Source organism: Bradyrhizobium sp. I1.14.4, from assembly GCF_050435825.1.
Lineage (GTDB): Bacteria > Pseudomonadota > Alphaproteobacteria > Rhizobiales > Xanthobacteraceae > Bradyrhizobium.
Genome location: NZ_JBNDLA010000003.1, coordinates 410,032 through 432,410, shown reverse-complemented (window position 1 = coordinate 432,410; position 22,379 = coordinate 410,032). Strand labels below are relative to the sequence as shown.

Sequence of the window (22,379 nt, the reverse complement as noted above, 5' to 3'; positions counted from 1 at the left end):
CCGGTTCGCCGTTGAGACAAGACCCGCCCGGCAAGTGGCCTGCTCGGCCGAAGGCGACAATCAGTGACTTGGTCACGCTTCGCGAACTTTGTTCCAACCCGAAGGTGTGGTAGGTTTAACCGGGCCTCGGGGACGAGGGCGCCGGTAGCGCCGCGAGCACCTAATTGTGGAGCAGCCTGAGCGCCATGGGAGAGATTCGCGACTTCAAGTCAGGCCGGCCGCAACCTCCCGGCAATACAATGCCGCGGCGGCTCGCAGCGATCGTTGCTGGCGATATCGCCGGCTATAGCCGGTTGATGCAACTTGATGAAGAGGGCACGCATACCCGCGTCAAGCGGATCGAGCGCGATCTCATCGAGCCCACCATTGCCGAGCACCATGGCAAGCTGGTCAAGACCACCGGCGACGGCTTTATCGCGATGTTCGATAGCCCGGTCGAGGCGGTCCGTTGCAGCATCGTGATCCAGCAGAACATGATCGGCCGCAACGCGGCGATAGCGAGAGATCACTGGATCGAGTACCGGATCGGCGTCAACCTCGGCGACATCATCATCGAGCCCGACGATATCTATGGCGACGGCGTCAACGTCGCCTCGCGCCTGGAAGGGATTGCAGCGCCGGGTGACGTTTTCATCTCGGGTGGCATCTACGAGCAGATCAAGCACAAGATGGTCTGCGGATACGAATCGCTCGGCGATCGCAAGGTCAAGAACATCACCGATCCGGTCCGGGTTTATCGCGTGCTGCCGGACGCTGCCGCTTACCAGAGGACGCGCAGGCGCCGCGAGTCCATCCTGCTCACGCTGCTCGGATTGGCGATCGCAATCATCGCGGGAGGCGTGCTGTGGTACATGCTCGCGCAACCGCGCGGCAAGCCGGCCGAATTGGCGCAGGCGCCTCCGTCACCGGCGGCGTCACCTGCCGTTCCGCAGCCGGCACCGAGCCCGGCTCCAGGCCAGGCTGCAAGTCCGATCCCGGGTGCCGCACCGACGCAGCAAGCGTCGCCTCAAGCCGTACCCTCCGCGAGTCCCGCCGTGTCGGTGCGAGAGCCCGAAATGGTCTCGCTTCAAGGTGGCAGCTTCTCGATGGGAAGCAATGAAGACCCCTCGGAGCGGCCGATCCGCAAGGTGACGGTCAAGCCGTTCGCCATGGGCAAATATCCGGTCACGGTTCGGGAATGGAATGCCTGCGCGGCGGCCAAGGCCTGTGGCTTCACGGCCAGCGGCAAGGACGACGTGCCGGTCACCAATGTAAGCTGGAGCGATGCGAAGCAATATGTGACGTGGCTCGCCGACGGGACGAAGAAGGCTTACCGGCTTCCGAGCGAAGCCGAGTGGGAATACGCGGCACGCGGCGGAACGCAATCGAAATACTGGTGGGGCGACCAGATGCAATCGGGCTACGCCGGTTGCAAGGATTGTGGCGGCGACGGTGCCGCCGATCAGCCGGTCAAGGTCGGCAGCCTCAAGCCGAATCCGTTCGGCCTCTACGACATGGGCGGCGGGGTCGATCAGTGGGTCGAGGATTGCTGGCACAGGAACTACCAGGGCGCGCCGGCCGACGGTGCGGTCTGGTCCGGCGGTGACTGCGCCTCCCATGTCATCCGCTCCGGCTCCTGGAAGAATGACGCGCGCTACGTTCGTCCGGCCAACCGCGACAATTACGACACCAACGTTCGCTACCCGACCCACGGTTTCCGGGTCGCGCTGTCTCCCTAAGAGATTATCTGCAGTTGCTGGGTTTCATGGAGGGGCTATGAAAAGTGCAGGCTTGATCATGCTCGCGGCGGCCCTGACGTTGCTCGCGAGCCCGGCCAACGCGCAGAGCAAGCCGGCAGGAAAAGACACCAAGCTGTATTTCCTCTGGCCGCACAGCGGGGTGACTCTGAAGAGCCCGTTCTGGTGCCGTTTTGGGCTGCGCAACATGGGCGTCACCCATGCCGGCGACGACTATCCGAACAGCGGCCATCACCATCTTCTGGTCGATGTGAATGAGCCGTTGAATCCGAATGAGCCGATCCCGTCGGACAAGTCTCATCTGCACTTCGGTGCCGGCCAGACCGAAACGCAGCTCGATCTGGCGCCCGGCAAGCACACCTTGCAGCTGGTGCTGGGCGACGCCAAGCACTATCCCTTCAACCCACCGGTCGTCTCCGAAAAAATCACCATCCGGGTCAGATAGGCCGATACGGATAGCTCCTTTGCGAGAACCGGCGCTTGCACAAGGCCGCGCCGTGCGGTTTGTTGCGCGCCGGCCGGACAGCAAGATCCGGCGTGGAGGAAGTCCGATGTTGTCTCGACTGCTGCGTCTGGCGGGCCTCGTTCTTGGAGTAATGACGATGGCCACATCAGCCGATGCCGACGCCTTGAAGGATCAGATCGCGCCGACCGGAAAGCTCCGGGTCGCAATCGCGCTCAGCCCGGCGGGCGGCGCGTTCTGGTCGACCAGGACCGAGACCGGCTATGCCGGCGTTCCCGTCGATCTCGGCCGCGAGATGGCGGCGCAGCTCGGTATTCCCGTCGAATATGTCGTGCACCAGAATTCGGGCCAGATCACCGATGCGGCAGCCAACAACAGCTGGGACATCACCTTCCTGCCCAAGGATCCCGAGCGCGAGGCCAGGATGACGTTCGGGCCGATCTACGAGGTCGCCGACGCCACCTACATCGTCAAGCCGGGCTCGACGATCGCGAATTTCGCCGCGCTGGACCAGGACGGTGTCAAGGTCGCTGCCGTCAACGCCACCACGACGATGCGCGGCGCGATCGCGCATCTCAAGCACGCCAAGGTCACGGGCTATCAGACCTATGACGAGATCTTCAATCTATTGAAGAGCGGCGAGATCGACGCGTTCGCATTGTCGCGCGACCAGCTCAATGCGATGGCCAACAAGATCCCGGGCACGCGCGTGCTGGACGAGACCTTCAAGCAGACGGTCACCGCGGTCGCGGTGCCGCTCAACCATCCGTTGGCTGCGGCGTTCGCCACGAAGTTCATGACGGATGCGATCGCCAACGGCACGCTGCGCAAGGCCTATGACAACAACGGGCTGAAGGGTTCGCCGGTCCGCACCGGGTCGAAGTGAAGTAGCGGCGCGTATCGACCCTATCCCCGTCATCCTGACCTGTTCCCGTCATCCCCGCGCAAAGGCGAAGCCTTGGCGTGGGGATGACGGAGATGGAGAGGCGCGCATCCCCTGGGCGACATCTGTGCAAGCTGATTAAATCCGCGCCATCGCTCCGGCCGGCTCTCGCGCACACTAGCTAAGTCGTTGTATTAAAAGGTGTTTCGAGCGAGGCGCCGGCGGCGCCGGTTGGCATGTCGATTGCTTTTGATCGCATTAGTCAACGACGACTGCCGTCCTCCGGATTGCCCAAGCCAGTGTAGGCCGAAGCAAGGGGATCAAGGCGCCCCGCGGGCGTCTCGAGCACGCGTTGAACCCCAGCTTCCCCGGACGGACGAGCATTTCAACCAACCCGCGTCGCTTCCGGCAGGCAACCGGCGCGGCCGAATTGCACAAGGGGAATTTACGCATGGCCTATCTCGCACCGTCCGAATTCGTCACCAAGATGGTCGACGCCGGCGAATCCAAGGTCTTCATGTCGACCCGCGACACCGTGATCCGCGCCTACATGGCCGGCGCGATCCTCGCGCTGGCAGCTTGGTTCGCCGTGACCATCAACGTCAACACCGGTCAGCCGCTCGTCGGAGCATTGTTGTTTCCGGTTGGCTTCGTCATGCTCTATCTGCTGGGCTTCGATCTGCTGACGGGCGTGTTCGTGCTCTCGCCGCTCGCGCTGCTCGACAAGCGCCCCGGTGTCACGCTCGGTGGTGTCCTGCGAAACTGGGGCCTTGTCTTCATCGGCAATTTCGCCGGCGCGCTCACGGTGGCGTTCATGATGGCGTTCGTGACGACCTTCGGCTTCACGCAGGATCCCGACAAGGTCGGCATGACTATCGGAAACATCGGCGAGGGACGTACGCTGGGCTATGCGGCGCATGGCGCCGCGGGCATGGCCACCCTGTTCATGCGTGGCATGCTCTGCAACTGGATGGTCTCCACAGGCGTCGTCGGCGCCATGATCTCCACGACGGTGCCCGGCAAGGTCATCGCGATGTGGATGCCGATCCTGGTGTTCTTCTACATGGTGTTCGAGCATTCGGTGGTGAACATGTTCCTGTTCCCGTCGGGACTGATGCTGCATGCGAAGTTCTCGATCATGGACTACATGATCTGGAACGAAATCCCGACCGTGCTGGGCAACCTCGCCGGCGGCCTCGCCTTCACCGGGCTTACGCTCTACACCACGCATGTGAAGACGGCGCCGAAGCGCCAGCGCCTGGCGGCTTGATCCTGACCGGCTTATGGGGCTCTCCTGTCACGGAGGGCCCCATTCGCTCTGGGACGGTCGATGCCGCGCGCGCTGAAAATATCGGTCGGGCAATTCTCTGATCAGGGCCGCAAGGACACCAATCAGGATTTCCACGGCGTCTTGATCCCCGATGAGCCGCTGCTCGGCCTGAAGGGCATCGCCGTGGTGCTCGCCGACGGCATCTCCTCGAGCAGCGTCAGCCGCATTGCCGCCGAGTCCGCGGTCAAGAGCTTCCTGACCGACTACTACTGCACCTCGGAATCCTGGTCGGTGAAGACCTCGGCGCAGCGGGTGCTGGAGGCGACCAATTCCTGGCTGCACGCGCAGACGCGGCGCAGCCAGAACCCCTACGACAAGGACAAGGGGTACGTCTGCACGCTCAGCGCCCTGGTCATCAGGTCGACCACGGCGCATCTGTTCCATGTCGGCGACAGCAGGATCTACCGTGTCGCGGGCAACAGCCTCGAGCAGTTGACCAACGACCACCGCGTCGTGATTTCCTCGCAGCAGAGCTATCTCGGCCGCGCGCTGGGCGTGAACCCGCAGCTCGAGATCGACTACCAGAATCTGACGCTGGAGCGCGGCGACACCTTCCTGCTGGTGACCGACGGGGTCTACGAACACGTCCCGGCGCGCCAGCTTGCGAAGACGATCCTGGACGGCGCCGCCGACCTCGACGTTTCAGCGAAATCGATCGTCGAGCAGGCCTATGACAACGGCAGCCCGGACAATCTCACCGCGCAGATCATCCGGATCGACGAATTGCCCAACGGCGATGCCAGTGAGGTGTTCGGCCAGCCGACCGAGCTGCCGCTGCCGCCGCTGCTCGAGGCGCGGATGCTGTTCGACGGCTACCGCATCCTGCGCGAACTGCACGCATCACACCGCAGCCACATCTATCTCGCGGTCGACGAGGAGAGCGGCACCACCGTCACGATCAAGATCCCCTCGATCGACCTGCGCGACGATCCGGCCTATCTGAAGCGCTTCATGATGGAGGAGTGGGTCGCCCGGCGGATCGACAGCCCGCATGTGCTGAAGCCGTTTCTGCCGCAGCGCAAGCGCAATTTCCTCTACGTCACGATGGAATATATCGACGGCCAGACCCTGACGCAGTGGATGATCGACAATCCGGCGCCCGCGCTGGAGACAGTACGCGGCATCACCGAGCAAATTGCAAAAGGGTTGCGCGCGTTCCACCGCAAGGAGATGCTGCACCAGGACGTCCGGCCCGACAACATCATGATCGACAACACCGGAACGGTGAAGATCATCGATTTCGGCTCGACGCGGATCTCTGGTGTCGCCGAGGCGGCGCCGGCGGGCGTCGAGGATATTCTGGGCACCCAGCAATATACCGCGCCGGAATATTTCCTGGGCGAGGGCGGCACGGCGCGCTCCGACCTGTTCTCGCTCGGTGTCGTCACCTATCAGATGCTGACCAGCCGCTTGCCTTATGGCGCGCAGATCGCCCGCGCCCGCACGCGATCCGACTTCAACCGGCTGGTCTACCGTCCGGCCGCGCATCGCGGCCGCGAGATCCCGAACTGGGTCGACGGCACGCTGGAGCGCGCCGTGCATGCCAATCCGCTCAAGCGCTACGACAGCTTTTCCGAGTTCCTGTTCGACCTGCGCAATCCCAACGCAAAGTATCTGACGACGTCGTCGACCCCGCTGATCGAGCGCAACCCGGTGCTGTTCTGGAAGTCGACCACGCTGCTGCTGGCGCTCGTCGTCATCGTGCTGCTCGCCTTCGGCGCGCATCATTTGCGGTAGGGAATGGGCATGACCCGCTCGCGAGGGAGCTGTTCTCCCTCTCCTGCTTGCGGGGGAGGGCCGGGTGGGGGTGTCTCCGCGGGTCAGAGTCTTCGAGTGGAGAAAGCCCCCATCCGCCGCGCTCTTCGAGCGCGTCGGCCTCCCCCGCACGCGGGAGAGGCGAAGCGTGCCCCGCGGCAGTACCGAATTGAGTCAAGGCGACTGCACCTAATGCGTCGCGCCGGCCGCAATCGGATCCAGCCCGCTCTTGACCAGCGCGTCGCGCGCGTCCGGCGAGGCGAGGAAGCCGATCAACGCCTTGCCCGCCTCGGGCTCCTTCGAGACGGTCGCGATGCCGGCGGAGAACACTGTGATCTTCTGTAACGGCTCCGGCAGCGGACCGACGATGTCGATGCCGGCAACGGGCTTCAGCTCCGAGATCTGCTGCAGGCCGATTTCGGCCTCGCCCTTGGCGACGATCTCGGCGACCGGGGTCGCCGGGATCATCCGCGCCTTGTCCTTCATCTGGTCGGCGATCCCGAGCTTCTGGAACATCTCGGTCGAGACATAGACGCCGCTGGCGCTGTCGGAATAGGCGATCGATTTCGCCGCCAGCAGCGCCTGCTTGACCGAGTCGGCCGAGCCGATGTCCGGCTTCGGCGCGCCTGATTTGACCGCGATCCCGATCGGCGACTTCACGAGGTCGACGCGGCTGCCGGCCACGACCTTGCCCTGCTGGATCAGGTCACCCAGCGCATAGCCGACCATGATCAGCACGTCGGCCGGTTCGCCGCGCTCGAGCCGCACCGGAATGGCATTTGTTGTGGTGCCCATCGACGGCCCAAAGGCGGTCACCACCTTGTGCCCGGTCTTGCGCTCGAACGCCGGCACCAGCGCCTTGTAGGCCGCCGTCAGCCCGCCCGAAATCATCACATGGACTTCGGCGGCGGATACGGCTGAGGTGAGGGCGAGGGCGCCGATGACGGCAAACGTAAGGGCACGGAAGCCAGTAGGCGCGCGCATGGAGTTTCTCCCTGGACGATTCTTGGGAATGGTCGTCGTGGCGGGGAGATTACCGCCTGAGGGGATGCGTGACCAGCCGTTCGCCGTCATGCAAGCGCGGCGCAGAAGCGATGAGTTACGACGTTGCTCTGTTACGAATTCACATGCACGAAATCGCGCAACAGCGGGTAGATCTCGTTGTTCCAGCGCCTGCCGGAAAACACGCCGTAATGGCCGACGCCGGCCTGCATGTGGTGGACCTTGCGATAGGTGCGAACGCCGGTGCAGAGGTCCTGGGCGGCGAGCGTCTGGCCGATCGAGCAGATGTCGTCCTTCTCGCCTTCCACCGTCATCAGGCCCATGCGCCGGATCGCCGCCGGGTTCACCGGGCGGCCGCGATGCATCAGCATGCCTTGTGGCAAGAGATGCTCCTGGAACACATCGCGCACCGTCTCGATATAGAATTCCGCAGGCAGATCCATCACCGCGAAATATTCGTCGTAGAAGGTCTTGATCAGCTCGGCCTTGTCGGTCTCGCCCTTGGCGAGATGGTCGGCGAGGTCGATGTGCTGCTTGATGTGGCGCTCCAGGTTCATCGACACGAAGGCCGTGAGCTGCACGAAGCCGGGATAGACCTGACGCAACGCGCCCTTGCACTGCATCGGCACGTAGTTGATCAGATTGTCCTCGAACCACTTGATCGGCTTGCTCTTGGCGAACGCGTTCACCTTGGTCGGCTGGATCCGCGTGTCGATCGGCCCGGCCATCAGGGTCAGCGACGCCGGCCGTGCCGGATGATTGTCCTCCGACATGACCGCGGCAGCGGCCAGCGCCGACACCGAAGGCTGGCAGATCGCCACCATATGCGCGCGCGGGCCGAGCTGGTCGAGGAAGTCGATCAGATGGTCGGTGTAATCCTCGAGCCCGAAGCGGCCCTCGCTGCGCGGGATGTCGCGCGGATTGTGCCAGTCGGTGATGTAGACGTCGTGGTCCTGCAGCAGCGTCTTCACGGTGCCGCGCAGCAGCGTGGCAAAATGGCCGGACATCGGCGCCACCAGCAGCAGGCGCGGCTGCTCCGGTCCGTCCACCTTCCTGAAACGCAGCAGCGAGCCGAACGGCGTCGCATAGGCGACCTCCTCGGTCACCTGCAATTCCCTGTTGCCGACCGTCACGCTGCCGATAGCGTAGTCGGGACGGGCATAGGTCAAGGTGGAGCGCGAGATCAGCTCGAGCGCGGCCGCGAGCCGGCCGTACACCCGGTCGGCGGCGCCCTGCGGCACCAGATTCAGGTATTTCAGCGCCGCTGCAGCCCCGGTCCGCCATGGCGCCGTGAGGTCCATGTGGTTCTGATAGGCTTGGTACATCATTGACATCATACGCATCCGCCCCTGGCCCGGCTGGATATGCAATATCGACGCCACAGAGGGGGCGGGCTGCCCGGCAAATTGGCACGTGGCTTGCTGCGAAAATGACCGGCTTCGGGGCGCGGCGGCTTGGACCGGCGCGCGGTCACCGGGAGCGGCGACGCGTTCAGGGCGTGAGGAGCGGGCATGGCGAAGGCGACACTCACCATCAGCAGCAAGAACTATTCGTCCTGGTCGCTGCGCGGCTGGTTGCTGGCGAAATTCGCCGCGCTGGAGTTCGAGGAGGTGGTCACCGCACCCGATGACCCATCGGCGCGGGCCGAGCTGCTGCTGCTGTCCTCGTCGATCCTGGTGCCCTGCCTGCGCCACGAGGGCGCGACCGTCTGGGATACGCTGGCGATCGGCGAGTATCTCAACGAGATCATGCCGCACGCCGGGTTGTTGCCGGAGGACCGGATCCAGCGCGCGCATTGCCGCTCGGTCTCGGGCGAAATCCATTCCGGCTTCACCACGCTGCGGTCCTCGCTGCCGGTCAATCTCAAGGGGCACTTTCCCGGCTTCAAGATCTGGTCGCGCGCGCAGGCCGATATCGACCGCGTCTGCACCATCTGGCGCGATTGCCTCGGCAAGTCCGGCGGGCCGTTCCTGTTCGGCGAACGCCGTACCATGGCGGACGCAATGTATGCGCCGGTCGTGACCCGCTTCATGACCTATGATGTGAAGCTCGAACCGGCCCTCGCGGTGTATGCCAAAACCATCATGGCGATGCCCGAGATGCAGGAATGGATCGAGGCCGCGAAGGCGGAGCCCGCCGATGTCGAGGAGCTCGAGGTCGAATATTAGGCAGCGCCCGGGCCGGCCTGCCTGCGCCGGCGGCTCAAGCTCCAGGCAGGCCTTGCTCAATGGACGTGCCGTCGGCGTCAGACATTGGCGCCGCGCGACGATCGAGCGCAGCACGGGCCGAACGTAAATATGTGCCATGCGCCAAATGCTTCCGCTGTGATGGCCGCGCGTGGCAAGACCGATCGCCGCAGCGCGGGCGGGCTGGCAAGGATTTCGCATAGCGATGCTGGAGCTGTGACCGCGACGATGCGACGCTGCCGAAAATTTGGACGGTGAGCCGCGCCGCGATCTCGCGAACACGAGAACCGTGGAGGCTTGAAATGAACCAGCACGCCGTCGTCAGCAAATTCTCCCACGTCAAACCCGGTGACACCGAGTTCAAGGGCGGAGGTCTGCGCGACTTCTTCCTGTATCGCGATCTCGGCATCGCCGATGCCACCGGGGGGCAGGTGATCTGCCATCTGGTCAAGGCCAATCCCGACCTGCCGCCGGAGCAGGGCACCGGCTGGCACAAGCATCTGTGCGATTTCCAGATCGTCATCATGACCAAGGGCTGGGCGCGCTTCATGTACGAGGACAAGGAGACGCTGGTCGAGGCCGGCGACGTCATCCATCAGCGTCCCGGCATCACCCATTACCTGTTCGACTACTCGAAGGACATGGAATACCTCGAGATCGTCAGCCCCGCCGATTTCAAGACCGTGGATGTGCCGCCGGCGACCGAGACGGTGCCGCCGATCACGCCGTGGAAATGATCGCACGGAGGGATCGCAAATGTCATCTGCGGAGGAATTAACCTTTGTTGTCGGCCGCTGGCTGCGGCCGATCATCATGCTCCTGTATGTGGTGCGCCGAATCGGGCTCCTGACCACATCTAGCCGTGAACAACGGAGTACGGCGCTCAATCAGTGATTCGGACGCGGTTCGTTCCATCCGCGTTCCAAATCTTAAAGTCCGGCGCGTGCGCGTCGCGTTTTGAAACAACACCCGCGCATGATCCCCGCGCAAACGCATCGCGTTGGTCGCGAGGGAAAGCCGGTACCAGTCCTCCGGATTCATGCGCGAGAGCGACGCCTCGCGGCTTCAGGCCAAGTGCTTTTCGCGCGGCATCCGCCATGCGATGACGTTGGCTTCCAGCGCGCCACCGGTCGTGTCATTGCGCCACTGGCCGTCGACGAAGCGGCAGGCGAACGGCAGCTGATACGTTCCGCTATGATCCTCACAAAGCACTTCCACGCGCTGTTCCGGCGAAGGTTCGCCGTTGCCATCGAATTGCGCCAGCCGTTTTTCGCGCGTCGCCATGTGATCTGTCTCCACTGCCCAAGGTCGAGCCAAAAGGGGTCGAACCAAACAAGTTCCGAAGGCCCCCGTCCCCACGAGTAGTCCCCGTAATGAGGTGAAGCACAGCGCTCGAATGCGGTATCAGTGTGGTATGTCTGCCTTGCTTTCAGCGTCGTGAGCACAAAACTGTGAATGACGCATTTGGTTGAGGATGCTGATGATCGCTCGTTTCGCTCTTGTCTTGCTCGTGACGCTTTCACTCGGCGTCGTCGGAACCGCGCGCGCGCAGGACGTTCCCGGCATCGAGATCTGCACCGTCGAGAAAACGATGGAGCGGCGCACGAGCTGTCTGCAGAGCAATATCGATTTTCTGCAGAAGACGATCAACAAGCTCACATCGGATCATCAGCAGAAGCTCGACGCCGCCAACCGGCAGATCGAAAGCCTGAAGAGTGCAGCCGCGGGTCTGCAGAAGCTCGTCACCGACCTGCAGGCGGCGCAAGTCAAATTGACCGAGGATATGAAGAAGAAAGCCGACGCGCCGCCGGCGAAGGATGCGACGCCTGCCGCGAAGGAAGGGACGAAGTAGCAAAGGTCGATCCGCAAATTGCCTTCCTGGCGCTGCCACTTCGCATTCGTCATGGCCGGGCTTGTCCCGGCCATCCACGTCTTTCTCACGCGGAAGCCAAGACGTGGATGCCCGGCAGCCGGCTACGCCAAGGCTTCGCCGTGCTTCCATGTCAGCCTCGCCGAAGCCTCAGCGTAGGCGGGCACAAGGCCGGGCATAAGGAGTTTGTGGAGGGATCGAGCGCAATGTGAAGGCCCTACCCGCAAGCGGGAGAGGGGGCGCGCCTCCTTCGCGGCGCGCCTTTACGCCACCCGATATTTCTCCATCACGTCGCGATCCGGCTCGTAGCCGAGCCCGGGGCCCTGCGGCACGGCGACATGGCCGTTGGCGTCGACGTCGATGCGATCGCCCCACAGGCAGGCAGGGCGCTTCATGAAGAACATTTCGATCAGCCCCGCGTCGCGGATTGCCATCAGATGCAGCGTGGCGAGGAAGCCCGGCCCGAAATAGGGCGAGTGCGGAATCACCTGGACGCCGAACTCGTCGGCGAGCACGGCCACGCGCAGGAATTCGGTGACGCCGCCGACCTTGATCACCGACGGCTGCGCGTGACTGACGGCGCCCGCGGTCATCATCTGGCGGAATTGATGCACGGTGCAGGCGTTCTCGCCGGCCGCGATATCGAGCCGGCCCTCCCTGCGCACTTCCGCGAGCGTCGCAAAATCCTCCGGCGGCCAGACCGGTTCCTCCAGGAACATCGGCGCGGCCTGCTTGCAGTCGCGGGCAAACTGAATCGCCGCCGGTCCATCTAGCGGGCAGTTCATGTCGACCATCAGCGGCACGCCGGGACCGATCGCCTCGCGCGCCGCGGCGACGGCAGGCACGGTGGTCTCGTGCAGCTTGATCGCGGAGTAGCCGAGCTTGATCGCCTTCTTGCATTCGGCGGCGATATGCGTCGGATTGCCGATCCGCATCAGGCTCGCATAGGCCGGGATCGTGCTGCGCTTCGCGCCGCCGATCAATTGATGCAGCGGCACGCCCTTCACCTTGCCGGCGAGATCCCACAGCGCAATGTCGAGCGCCGAGATCGCAAACATCGTGATGCCATAGCGGCCGAACAGATGCAGGTTGCGCTGGATCTGCTCCATCGCGGCGGGGATCCCGGCGGCGTCGGGCACCTCGAGGCCGCGTGCCTGCGGCGCGATCATCTCGGCCACCGCCGTGCAACTCGTCTTCGGACAGACATAGGCGAAGGCATCGCCCCAGCCGGTCAGGCCGGCGTCGGTCGAAACCTCGACCAGCACCATGTCGAGTGCCGAGATCGCGGAAGCTCCCTGGCGGAAGCTCGCGGGCCCTGCGTCATAGGGAATGCGGATATGGTGGGCGCGAACGTCGGTGATCTTCATTGTTGTTGTCCTTCCGATCGCAGAATGGGCCTGGGGTCGTGATGGCCGGACACTTTAGCCCGAGTGCGGCGAGCTTGAGTGCGGCGTCGGGTCCGCTCGCCCGGGTTCCGGCCGTTCCAGGTCCTGATTCCTGCAAGTCTTGCTTGTGAAAGCCTTGCTTGTGAAAAGTCTTGCTTGTGAAAAATCTTGCCCGTGAATCGTGTCGAAGACGTGGATGCCCGGCGCGAGGCCGGGCATCACGGAGCCCAAAGTTGTGGAGGAAGGCCCCTAACTGCTCTTCTCGCCGCTCATGATGGGGCCGAACCGCTCCCAGCTCTCGCCCTTGAAGCGCATCATCTGCAACTGTTCGATCGGTGCATAGTCGTCCGGCCCGGTCTTGATCTTGGTGCCGGGCAGATAGATGCCGATCTCGAAGTTGAGGCTGGCCGCCTGCTTCATCAGGTTCTCGCGGGTGAGGTTGTCGCCGCATTGCCGCAACACCTGCTCCAGTCCCTTGGCGACGCCGTAGCCGAACACGGTCGCCGCATCGTCGAGGTCGCCTTCGGGATACCACTTGGCCATGAATGCACGCCATTCATTCATGGCCGGGTCGTTCTTCCACTCGGCGTCCTTGGGGTCCTTGAGATATTGCGTGGACAGTACGCCCTGGCTTGCCTCATAGCCGGCCGGCTTCATCACGCCCCCGATCGAGGCCGAGACGTTGGTCAGGAACTGCACCGGATGCCAGCCCAGCTCGGCGGCCTTCTTGATCGCCTGCGCCGCGAATTTCGGCGTTGCGATGTTGACGAAGATGTCGGGGTTGGCGCCCTTGATCTGCACGATCTGCGAATCCACCGTCGGCGACGAGGTCTCGTAGGAGGATTCGACGATGATCAATTTCTTGGCCTGATCGCCGAGCCCGTCGTGCAGGCCGATCAGATAGTCCTTGCCGAAATCGTCGTTCTGATAGAGCACGCCGATGGTCTTGCCGGGATATTTCTGCAGGATGTATTTGGCATAGATGCGCGCTTCGACCTGGTAGCTCGGCTGCCAGCCCATGGTCCACGGGAAGTTCTTGGCATCGTTCCACTTGGCGGCGCCGGTGGAGACGAACAGCTGCGGCACTTTCCTGGCGTTCATGTATTTCTGGATTGCCGTGTTGCCCGGCGTGCCCAGCGGATTGAAGATCAAGAGCACCTCGTCGCTCTCGACCAGCTTGCGGGCCTGCTCGACCATTTTTGGCGGGCTATAGCCGTCGTCGTAGGAGATGAAGTTGACCTTGCGGCCGTTGATGCCGCCTTCGCTGTTGAGCTTGTTGAAATAGGCCGCTTCCGTCTTGCCGATCGTGGCGTAGGCTGACGCCGGGCCCGAATAGGGCATGATGTTGCCGACCTTGATCTCGGTGTCGGTCGCGCCGGGATCGTATTTCTTCTGCGCGTTGGCGGCGCTTGCGACGGCGATCGTCAAAAGCGCGGCAAGCGCCGCAGACTTGACGCAGTTGGCATAGCTCGAGCGGTGGTGGTGCATCATTGTCCTCCCTGACATGCTGGCCGCGGCTCGTGCAGTCTTGATTTCGGGCAGCTTGATGAGCCGTCGGATCGATGCAACTGCGAGTATGCACGATTGCAACGCTGTTGCCAGCGACGGCTTTGCGGTAAAATTTCGCAGAGCGGAATCAGTTTCGCCGCTGCGCAGCAAGGACTGTCAAATGGCGCGCGCGGCAGCCATGCATGATGCCCGGGCTTTGCAGGAAGGCCGTCGTCCATGAACCCAGCCCAGAAGGCGCTCTGGTACATCGAAAGCCATCTCCGCAGGTCGCTGACGCTCGATGACATTGCGAACGTCGCCGGGGTTTCGCGCTTCCATCTGGTGCGGGCGTTCGCGGAGGCGACCGGGTTCTCGGTGATGCGCTATGTGCGGGCGCGCCGTCTCAGCGAGGCTGCGCGCGAGCTCGCGGCCGGTGCGCCCGATATCCTCACTCTCGCGCTGGATGCGGATTACGGCTCCCACGAAGCATTCACCCGCGCGTTTCGCGACCATTTCGGCGTCACGCCCGAGACGGTGCGCGCGACAACGTGCCTGACGACGCTCAAGCTTCAGGAGCCGATCACCATGATCTCGACAGCTCTCGATCATCTCGATCCGCCGCGCGTCGCGACCGGCAAGGCGTTTCTCGTCGCCGGCATCGGCGAGCGCTACAACCACGCCAATGGCAGCACCGCCGGCATTCCGAACCAGTGGCATGGCTTCCATCAGCAATGCGCACATATTCCCCGCCAAGTCGGCAATGTCGCCTATGGCGTCTGCTGCAACGGCGACGATGCCGGCAATTTCGACTACATCGCCGGTGTCGAGGTCGCCGATTTCTCCGACCTGCCGCGCGAATTCGCGCGCGTCCGGATTCCGGCGCAGAGGTACGTGGTGTTCACCCACGCCGACCACATCTCCACCATCCGCCGCACCGTCAACACGATCTGGAATCGCTGGCTGCCGCAATCCGGCATGAAGGTCGCGGACGCGCCAAACTTCGAGCGCTACGACGAGAAGTTCGACAAGAACAGCGGTAACGGCGGGCTTGAGATCTGGGTGCCGGTGGAGGACTAAGATTGCTTGTCATTCCCCGGTGTGCCGGGGAGAGCACGAAGTAAGCCGTAACCCATCGCGCAGGGAAAGCCGGATTGCTCCGGTTACACCTGTGGTCCTACCCCAGAGCTTTCTACCTCTTGCCCAGTACGCCGCGGCTTCTCGGCTCAAGCACAGACGTCTCTGGAATACCGGATCATCCGCATGCGCGGGTGATGACGGTGTGTGGTGTGGCAACTTGAATCGAGAACCATCCTCAGCGTCGTCCCTGCGAAAGCAGGGACCCAACCACGAGTGGTTATTGTTTGAACACTTCGGAACGACGACTGCCGTCACAACTCTCGCCGCGGCGTATGGGTCCCTGCTTTCGCAGGGACGACACCGTCTATGATGCGCGGTAATTGCAAGCCGTACTCAATGCGATCTTGCCAGGCAGAACGCCACGACCTCTTCCAGCGCCGTCTTCATCGGCGAGGGCGGGAACAGCGCCAGCGCGTCGACGGCCATCGCGCCGTAGTGCTGGGCGCGGCTGATCGTGTCCTCGAGCGCGCGGTGCTTGGTCATCAGCCCGGTCGCGTGATCGAGGTCGGACGCCCCGATCTCGCCGCGCTCCAGCGCGCGGATCCAGAACTTGCGCTCGGTGTCGTTGCCGCGTCGGAACGCGAGCACGACGGGGAGCGTGATCTTGCCTTCGCGGAAATCGTCGCCGACATTCTTGCCGAGCTTGGCCGACTTGCCGCCATAGTCGAGCACGTCGTCGACGAGCTGGAAGGCGATGCCGAGGTTCATGCCGACCGAACGGCACGCGGTCTGCTCGGCTTTGGGCCGGTTGGCGATGACCGGGCCGACCTCGCAGGCGGCGGCGAACAGCTCCGCCGTCTTGCCGCGGATCACGGCGAGATATTCGTCCTCGGTGGTCGCGGTGTTCTTCGCCGCGGCAAGCTGCATCACTTCGCCCTCGGCGATGGTGGCGGCCGCTGCGGACAGAATGTCGAGCGCGCGAAGCGAACCGACCTCGACCATCATTCGGAACGCCTGACCGAGCAGGAAGTCGCCGACCAGCACGCTGGCCTCGTTGCCCCAAAGCATTCGCGCGGACAATTTGCCGCGGCGCAGCTCGCTCTCGTCGACCACGTCGTCATGCAGCAGGGTCGCGGTGTGCATGAACTCGACCGCGGCAGCGAGCTTGATATGGCCGTCGCCGGAATAGTCGGCGAGCTGGGCCATCGCCAGCGTCAGCATCGGGCGGAGCCGCTTGCCCCCGGAGGAGATCAGGTGGTTGGCGACTTCGGGGATCATGGTGACCTCGGAGCCGGTCCGCGAAATGATCGTCGCGTTGACTCGCTCCATGTCGGCGGCGACAAGTCCCACCAGCCCGTCGATCGAAGCATTGGACGGGCTTTCGAAGGGTACAATAACCGCCACGCTGGTCTCCAATTTTGCCGAATTCGCATTATGCTCAGCTATAACAATAGAAACTGCGCGGTGCAGCGGCAAGGCCATCAAGTTATTGACATGTGGCGCAAGTGCCGCACTGGCGGGACGACAGGAGAGTGTATTTTGCGGGAATTGGTACGGACCAATGACGTGGTGCTGGTCTCCGCCGTCGGCGCGCTGCTGGACAGCGCTAACATCCATCATTTGGTGCTGGACCAGAACATGAGCATCATCGAAGGGTCGCTCGGCGTGCTGCCGCGGCGGATCCTGGTGCATGAGGATGACAACCACGAGGCGCGCCAGCTCCTCACCGATGCCGGCCTCGGCCACGAATTGCGGGCCGATGAGTAATCCGGCCGCTGAGATCACCGAGGACGGTTTCCTCGGCGGGCAGTTGCGCCTGCGGCAACCCCGCAGCGGCCACCGTGCCGGCCATGACGCGATCCTGCTGGCCGCCGCGACGCCGGCGCGCCCGGGTGACCGCGTCGTCGATCTCGGCGCCGGCGTCGGCGCGGCCGGGCTCGCGGTGGCGCGGCGGGTGAGGGGGGTCGATCTGGTCCTGGTCGAAATCGACCCCGCACTGGCAGAGCTTGCGCGGAATAACGCCGATGCCAACGCGATCATGGCCGACGTGATCGTGCTCGATGTCGAGGCCAGTGCTTCCGTGTTCGATGACGCCGGCCTTACGCCCGACAGCGCCGACGTCGTGCTGATGAACCCGCCGTTCAACGATCCCAGCAGGCACCGGGCCTCGCCGGACGGCGTGCGGGAGCGCGCCCATGTCGCGACCGCGACAACGCTTGCCGGCTGGGTTCACGTGGCGCGGCGGATTCTCAAGTCGAACGGCCAGCTTGTGCTGATCTGGCGGGCCGACGGGATTGCCGAGGTGCTGGCCGCGCTGGACCGCGGCTTTGGCGGCCTCGAGATCCTGCCGGTTCACGGCGAGGCGGCGTCGCCGGCGATCCGAATCCTGGTGCGGGCCATCAAGGGCGGCCGGGCGCCGACGCGGCTGCATGCCGCACTGCTGCTCAATGAAGAGTCAGGTGTGCCCAATAAATGGGTGCAGGAGATCTTGGCTGGGAAGGGAGAATTGCCGCTGGCGCGGCGCTGACGGGCAGGGACGCTGCCCGCGTCGTACTGGCACTAAATCACTGCGAGGCCGTTTCGGACTGGCGTTCCGGCCTGGACGTGAAGCGGATCGCCGTCAGAAGTGTACCGATCAGCAAAATCAGCAGATAGATCTTCATGAGTCCCTCTCCGCCGCGAATTGCAACCCCAATGACAAAATGCAAAACGCGTTCCACGGAATCCAATGACAGTGGCGTGATAAAAAGTGGTTAATTCGAGGTAACGGCATGAGTGAACAGATAAGTGATCGCCAACGACATTCTGGAGGACGTTCAGGGTTCCTCGACCGCATGCAGGGAATGCTGCCGGCGCGCTTCCGGCGCGGCGTGACAGTCGTGCCGGTGGTGCGGCTGGCAGGTGTGATCGGTGCGGTGACGCCGCTGCGGCCCGGCATGACGCTCTCCGGCGTCGCCAAGATGCTGGAGCGCGCCTTTGGCACCCGGAATGCCAAGGCGGTGGCGCTGGTGATCAACTCGCCGGGCGGCTCCCCGGTGCAGTCGCGTCAGATCTATCTGCGTATCCGGCAGCTGGCGGCCGAGAAGAAGCTGCCGGTGCTGGTGTTCGTCGAGGACGTCGCGGCCTCCGGCGGCTATATGATCGCTTGCGCGGGCGATGAGATTTATTGCGACCCGTCCTCGATCCTGGGCTCGATCGGCGTGGTCGGCGGCACCTTCGGCCTGGAGGGGCTGATCAAGAAGATCGGGGTCGAGCGCAGGCTCTATACGGCGGGCAGCCACAAGGCGATGCTCGACCCGTTCCTTCCCGAAAACCCCGACGACGTCGCCCGGCTGAAGGCGATCCAGCGCGAGATCCATGCGATCTTCATCGCACTGGTGAAGCAGAGCCGAGGCAGCCGCCTGAAGGGGCCCGACGACGAGCTGTTCACTGGCGAATACTGGGCCGGCGAGACCGCGATCGGGCTCGGGCTCGCGGACGGGATCGCCGACCTTCGCTCCGCGCTGCGGGCCCGCTATGGCGACAAGGTGTTGACCCCGGTGATTGCGCCCGCCAGCGGTATGCTGTCCGGCCTGCTCGGCCGGCGGGCGCCCGGGGCGGGCTCGCTGGCGGCGCTGGACGGGATCGCCGCGCTGCCGGACGATCTGATCTCGGCGCTGGAAACACGGGCAATTTGGGCCAGATTCGGGCTGTGAACACGCGGATTTGAGCGCGCCATTTAGCCCCAAAACCGCGATTGCGGCGCAGGCCGGGTTGCGCGAGAATGCTGGTCATTGGGGGCCTGACCGACGTGAACGACAAGGATCGACCGATGCCGCCGCTGATTGCATTCGCAGGCGTCCTGGGCAGCTTGGCCGTGGTCCGCTGGGCTTACAAGACGGCCGTCCGGATCAACCAGGAACTGGAAGAGGCGCGACTTGCCCGTGTGGCCGAGGCCACGCGTGCGAGCGAAATCAAGACCCTGCGCCGCGACCCCGTGACCGGAGCCTATCGCCCGGGCTAGGGCTTCGGTCTCCGCAATTCGCCGCACCGGAACTGCTCTCCCTCTCCCGCTTGCGGGAGAGGTGAAGAGAGAACGCCGAAACAACTCCCATCGCCTTGATTCCATTGGCTGCCGCCGATACGGTCCCGCGCGCTTCAAAACCCCCTCGCGAGACCTGTGCTGACGATGGACGTCCTGCCTGACCACATGCGCCCGGAACGCTCGTTCCAGGGCTTCATCCTGGCTCTCCAGCGTTTCTGGGCCGAGCAGGGTTGCGTCATCCTGCAGCCCTACGACATGGAAATGGGCGCCGGCACCTTCCATCCCGCGACCACGCTGCGCGCGCTCGGGCCAAAGCCCTGGAACGCTGCCTATGTGCAGCCCTCGCGGCGGCCCAAGGACGGCCGCTATGGCGAAAACCCCAACCGGATGCAGCACTATTACCAGTTCCAGGTGATCATGAAGCCGTCGCCGCCGAACCTTCAGGAACTGTACCTGAAGTCGCTGGCCGCGATCGGCATCGACGCCGCCGTTCATGACATCCGCTTCGTCGAGGACGACTGGGAGAGCCCGACGCTGGGCGCCTGGGGTCTCGGCTGGGAATGCTGGTGCGACGGCATGGAAGTGTCGCAGTTCACCTACTTCCAGCAGGTCGCCGGCGTCGAATGCGCGCCGGTCGCGGGCGAACTCACCTACGGGCTCGAGCGGCTTGCGATGTATGTGCAGGGCGTCGACCGCGTCTACGACCTCAACTTCAACGGCCGCGAGGGCGCCGAGAAGGTCAGCTATGGCGACGTCTTCCTGCAGGCCGAGCAGGAATACTCACGGCACAATTTCGAATATGCCGACACCGCGATGCTGTTCGAGCAGTTCAGGATGGCCGAGGACGCCTGCCGCAAATATCTCGCCGCCGGCTGGCGCGAGAACAGCAATATCAAGGAACACCTGATGGCCTTGCCGGCCTACGACCAGTGCATCAAGGCGAGCCACGTGTTCAACCTGCTCGACGCCCGCGGCGTCATCTCGGTGACGGAGCGGCAGAGCTACATCGCCCGCGTGCGCGACCTGGCGAAGGCCTGCGGCGAGGCCTGGATCCACACTGAAACGGGCAGGGCGGTCTGATGCCCGATCTTCTCCTCGAACTGTTTTCCGAAGAAATCCCCGCGCGCATGCAGGCCAAGGCGGCGGACGATCTGCGCCGCATGGTGACCGACAAGCTGGTCGCCGAGGGCCTCGTCTATGAAGGCGCCAAGGCGTTCGCGACCCCGCGGCGGCTTGCGCTCACCGTCCACGGCATTCCGGCGCGCCAGCCCGACCTGAAGGACGAGCGCCGCGGTCCGCGCGTCGGCGGACCCGAGCCTGCGATCCAGGGATTTTTGAAGGCCACGGGCCTGTCCTCGATCAGCGAGGCCAAGATCCAGACCGATCCGAAGAAGGGCGATTTCTACATCGCGCTGATCGAGAAGCCCGGCCGCGCCGCGATCGACGTGATCGCGGAAATGCTGCCGGTGATCATCCGCACCTTCCCCTGGCCGAAATCGATGCGCTGGGGCGCGCGCTCGGCGAAATCAGGCTCGCTCACCTGGGTGCGCCCGCTGCACGCCATCACCGCGACCTTCGGTCTGGAGACCGAGGAGCCCGACATCGTCAGGTTCTCGGTCGACGGCATCGAGGCCGGGCAGACCACCTACGGCCATCGCTTCATGGCGCCGGGTGCGATCAGCGTGCGCCGCTTCGAGGATTACGAGGCCAAGCTGAAAGCGGCCAAGGTGATCCTCGACCCGCAGGCGCGCAAGGACATCATCCTCGCGGACGCCAAGGAGCTTGCGTTCGCGCAGGGCCTCGAGCTGGTCGAGGATCAGGTGCTGCTCGACGAGGTCTCCGGCCTCGTCGAATGGCCGGTCGTGATGATGGGATCGTTCGAGCAGGAATTCCTGTCGATCCCGGATGAAGTCATCCGCGCCACCATCCGCAACAACCAGAAGTGCTTCGTGGTCAAGGATCCCAAGACGGGTAAATTGACCAACAAGTTCGTGCTGACCGCCAACATCGAGGCGCCCGACGGCGGCAAGACCATCGTCGCCGGCAATGAGCGCGTGATCCGCCCGCGTCTGAGTGACGCAAAATTCTTCTACGAGACTGACCTGAAGACCAAGCTGGAAGACCGGCTGCCGAAGTTCGAGCAGATCGTGTTCCACGAGAAGCTCGGCACCCAGGCGGAGCGGATTGAACGGATAGAGCGGCTCGCCGCCGAGATCGCACCGCTGGTCGGCGCCGATGTCGAGAAGACCAAGCGCGCCGCGCGCCTGGCGAAGGCGGATTTGCTGACCGAAGTCGTCGGCGAATTCCCCGAGCTGCAGGGCCTGATGGGCAAGTATTACGCGCTGGCGCAGGGCGAGGATGCCTCCGTCGCAGCCGCAAGCGAGGAGCACTGGAAGCCGCAGGGGCCGGCTGACCGCGTGCCGACGGACCCGGTGAGCGTGGCCGTGGCATTGGCGGACAAGCTCGATACGCTGGTGGGTTTCTGGGCGATCGACGAGAAGCCGACCGGGTCGAAGGACCCGTATGCGCTGCGTCGCGCGGCACTGGGAGTGATCAGGCTGATCGTCGAGAACGCGTTGCGCCTGCCGATCCTGAAGGCAGCCAAATCCGCGTTGCTCGGACTGTCGGTCAAGACTGACGCCGAAACACTGCCGAACGATCTGCTCGCCTTCTTCGCCGACCGTCTGAAGGTTCAGCTGCGTGATCAGGGCGCGCGGCACGATCTTGTCGACGCCGTGTTCTCGCTCGGTGGCCAAGACGATCTGCTGCTCGTCGTCCGTCGCGTCGAGGCGCTCGGCAAATTCCTCGACAGCGACGACGGCAAGAACCTGCTCGCGGGCACCAAGCGTGCCAGCAATATCCTCGCGATCGAGGAGAAGAAGGACAAGCGGACCTTCGACGGCGCGCCCGACGCCACGCTCTACAAGCTCGACGAGGAGAAGACGCTGGCGAAGGCGATCGACCAGGTGAAGGCCGAGGCCTCCGCCGCCGTCGCCAAGGAAGACTTCGCCGGTGCGATGAGCGTGATGGCCAAGCTGCGCCCGGCGGTCGATGCGTTCTTCGACAAGGTCAAGGTCAACGACGACGATCCCAAGGTGCGCGAAAACCGCCTGAAACTGCTCAACGAGATCCGCGCCGCGACGCGTGCGGTGGCGGATTTCTCGAGGATCGAGGGCTGAT

21 protein-coding genes are annotated in these 22,379 nt (G+C 64.0%); 15 read left to right on the top strand and 6 right to left on the bottom strand.

Going from position 1 to position 22,379, the window contains the following annotated elements; translation table 11 throughout:
* Nucleotides 1-185 precede the first annotated feature (185 nt).
* From ABIB78_RS09150 to ABIB78_RS09130, 5 genes are all read left to right on the top strand, one after another.
* Nucleotides 186-1,718, top strand: coding sequence for an SUMF1/EgtB/PvdO family nonheme iron enzyme (locus ABIB78_RS09150; protein ID WP_429023816.1), 1,533 nt, complete (start codon nt 186-188; stop codon nt 1,716-1,718).
* Nucleotides 1,719-1,755: 37 nt separating this feature from the next.
* Nucleotides 1,756-2,181 carry a DUF4399 domain-containing protein gene (locus ABIB78_RS09145; protein ID WP_429023815.1) on the top strand — a complete coding sequence of 142 codons (426 nt, stop codon included), beginning with the start codon at nt 1,756-1,758 and terminating at the stop codon, nt 2,179-2,181.
* Nucleotides 2,182-2,338: 157 nt separating this feature from the next.
* Nucleotides 2,339-3,085: a transporter substrate-binding domain-containing protein gene (locus ABIB78_RS09140; RefSeq protein WP_429023813.1), complete on the top strand. Its 747-nt coding sequence runs from the start codon at nt 2,339-2,341 to the stop codon at nt 3,083-3,085.
* A 448-nt stretch (nt 3,086-3,533) separates the two neighbouring features.
* Complete coding sequence (locus tag ABIB78_RS09135) at nt 3,534-4,352, top strand: formate/nitrite transporter family protein (protein WP_429023811.1); 819 nt, start codon at nt 3,534-3,536, stop codon at nt 4,350-4,352.
* A 60-nt stretch (nt 4,353-4,412) separates the two neighbouring features.
* Complete coding sequence (locus ABIB78_RS09130; protein ID WP_429023810.1) at nt 4,413-6,149, top strand: protein kinase domain-containing protein; 1,737 nt, start codon at nt 4,413-4,415, stop codon at nt 6,147-6,149.
* Between the two features lie 207 nt (nt 6,150-6,356).
* Here the strand turns inward: ABIB78_RS09130 and ABIB78_RS09125 are convergent, their stop codons facing one another.
* Both ABIB78_RS09125 and ABIB78_RS09120 read right to left on the bottom strand, forming a co-directional pair.
* Nucleotides 6,357-7,151, bottom strand: coding sequence for an extracellular solute-binding protein (locus ABIB78_RS09125; protein WP_429023808.1), 795 nt, complete (start codon nt 7,149-7,151; stop codon nt 6,357-6,359).
* Nucleotides 7,152-7,282: 131 nt separating this feature from the next.
* The gene (locus ABIB78_RS09120) at nt 7,283-8,506 is read right to left on the bottom strand and encodes a polyhydroxyalkanoate depolymerase (RefSeq protein WP_429024046.1); all 1,224 of its coding nucleotides are present in this window, start codon (nt 8,504-8,506) and stop codon (nt 7,283-7,285) included.
* 174 nt (nt 8,507-8,680) lie between these two features.
* On the opposite strand from ABIB78_RS09120, the gene ABIB78_RS09115 reads away from it, so the two are divergent.
* Both ABIB78_RS09115 and ABIB78_RS09110 read left to right on the top strand, forming a co-directional pair.
* Complete coding sequence (locus ABIB78_RS09115; protein ID WP_429023806.1) at nt 8,681-9,337, top strand: glutathione S-transferase; 657 nt, start codon at nt 8,681-8,683, stop codon at nt 9,335-9,337.
* A 320-nt stretch (nt 9,338-9,657) separates the two neighbouring features.
* Nucleotides 9,658-10,092 carry a cupin domain-containing protein gene (locus ABIB78_RS09110; protein ID WP_163160486.1) on the top strand — a complete coding sequence of 145 codons (435 nt, stop codon included), beginning with the start codon at nt 9,658-9,660 and terminating at the stop codon, nt 10,090-10,092.
* Between the two features lie 328 nt (nt 10,093-10,420).
* Here the strand turns inward: ABIB78_RS09110 and ABIB78_RS09105 are convergent, their stop codons facing one another.
* Nucleotides 10,421-10,639, bottom strand: coding sequence for a hypothetical protein (locus ABIB78_RS09105; RefSeq protein WP_429023804.1), 219 nt, complete (start codon nt 10,637-10,639; stop codon nt 10,421-10,423).
* A 196-nt stretch (nt 10,640-10,835) separates the two neighbouring features.
* Between ABIB78_RS09105 and ABIB78_RS09100 the strand changes: the two genes are divergently transcribed.
* The gene (locus tag ABIB78_RS09100; protein ID WP_429023802.1) at nt 10,836-11,207 is read left to right on the top strand and encodes a hypothetical protein; all 372 of its coding nucleotides are present in this window, start codon (nt 10,836-10,838) and stop codon (nt 11,205-11,207) included.
* Between the two features lie 281 nt (nt 11,208-11,488).
* Here ABIB78_RS09100 and ABIB78_RS09095 read toward each other — a convergent pair whose 3' ends face one another.
* On the bottom strand, nt 11,489-12,592 hold the full coding sequence (locus tag ABIB78_RS09095; protein WP_429023800.1) for a mandelate racemase/muconate lactonizing enzyme family protein: 1,104 nt from the start codon (nt 12,590-12,592) through the stop codon (nt 11,489-11,491).
* A 267-nt stretch (nt 12,593-12,859) separates the two neighbouring features.
* The gene (locus tag ABIB78_RS09090; protein WP_429024045.1) at nt 12,860-14,101 is read right to left on the bottom strand and encodes an ABC transporter substrate-binding protein; all 1,242 of its coding nucleotides are present in this window, start codon (nt 14,099-14,101) and stop codon (nt 12,860-12,862) included.
* 234 nt (nt 14,102-14,335) lie between these two features.
* Here ABIB78_RS09090 and ABIB78_RS09085 point away from each other — a divergent pair, with 234 nt between their 5' ends.
* Nucleotides 14,336-15,175, top strand: a complete 840-nt coding sequence (locus ABIB78_RS09085; protein WP_429023798.1) for an AraC family transcriptional regulator — start codon at nt 14,336-14,338, stop codon at nt 15,173-15,175.
* A 393-nt stretch (nt 15,176-15,568) separates the two neighbouring features.
* Here ABIB78_RS09085 and ABIB78_RS09080 read toward each other — a convergent pair whose 3' ends face one another.
* Complete coding sequence (locus ABIB78_RS09080; RefSeq protein ID WP_429023796.1) at nt 15,569-16,579, bottom strand: polyprenyl synthetase family protein; 1,011 nt, start codon at nt 16,577-16,579, stop codon at nt 15,569-15,571.
* 135 nt (nt 16,580-16,714) lie between these two features.
* Between ABIB78_RS09080 and ABIB78_RS09075 the strand changes: the two genes are divergently transcribed.
* From ABIB78_RS09075 to glyS, 6 genes are all read left to right on the top strand, one after another.
* Nucleotides 16,715-16,942: a DUF2007 domain-containing protein gene (locus ABIB78_RS09075; RefSeq protein ID WP_173638095.1), complete on the top strand. Its 228-nt coding sequence runs from the start codon at nt 16,715-16,717 to the stop codon at nt 16,940-16,942.
* Nucleotides 16,935-17,702 carry a tRNA1(Val) (adenine(37)-N6)-methyltransferase gene (locus tag ABIB78_RS09070; RefSeq protein ID WP_429023794.1) on the top strand — a complete coding sequence of 256 codons (768 nt, stop codon included), beginning with the start codon at nt 16,935-16,937 and terminating at the stop codon, nt 17,700-17,702. Before ABIB78_RS09075 ends, ABIB78_RS09070 begins: the two co-directional genes overlap by 8 nt.
* 244 nt (nt 17,703-17,946) lie before the next feature.
* On the top strand, nt 17,947-18,870 hold the full coding sequence (locus tag ABIB78_RS09065; RefSeq protein WP_429023792.1) for a S49 family peptidase: 924 nt from the start codon (nt 17,947-17,949) through the stop codon (nt 18,868-18,870).
* 116 nt (nt 18,871-18,986) lie between these two features.
* Entirely contained in the window at nt 18,987-19,178 is a 192-nt protein-coding gene (locus ABIB78_RS09060; RefSeq protein WP_429024044.1) for a hypothetical protein, read from the top strand.
* A 165-nt stretch (nt 19,179-19,343) separates the two neighbouring features.
* Nucleotides 19,344-20,279 (top strand): glycine--tRNA ligase subunit alpha, encoded by a 936-nt coding sequence (locus ABIB78_RS09055; RefSeq protein ID WP_429023790.1) that lies wholly within the window; start codon nt 19,344-19,346, stop codon nt 20,277-20,279.
* Nucleotides 20,279-22,378 carry a glycine--tRNA ligase subunit beta gene (gene glyS, locus ABIB78_RS09050; protein WP_429023788.1) on the top strand — a complete coding sequence of 700 codons (2,100 nt, stop codon included), beginning with the start codon at nt 20,279-20,281 and terminating at the stop codon, nt 22,376-22,378. The genes ABIB78_RS09055 and glyS overlap by 1 nt, the downstream gene beginning before the upstream one ends.
* The last annotated feature ends 1 nt before the right edge of the window (nt 22,379 follow it).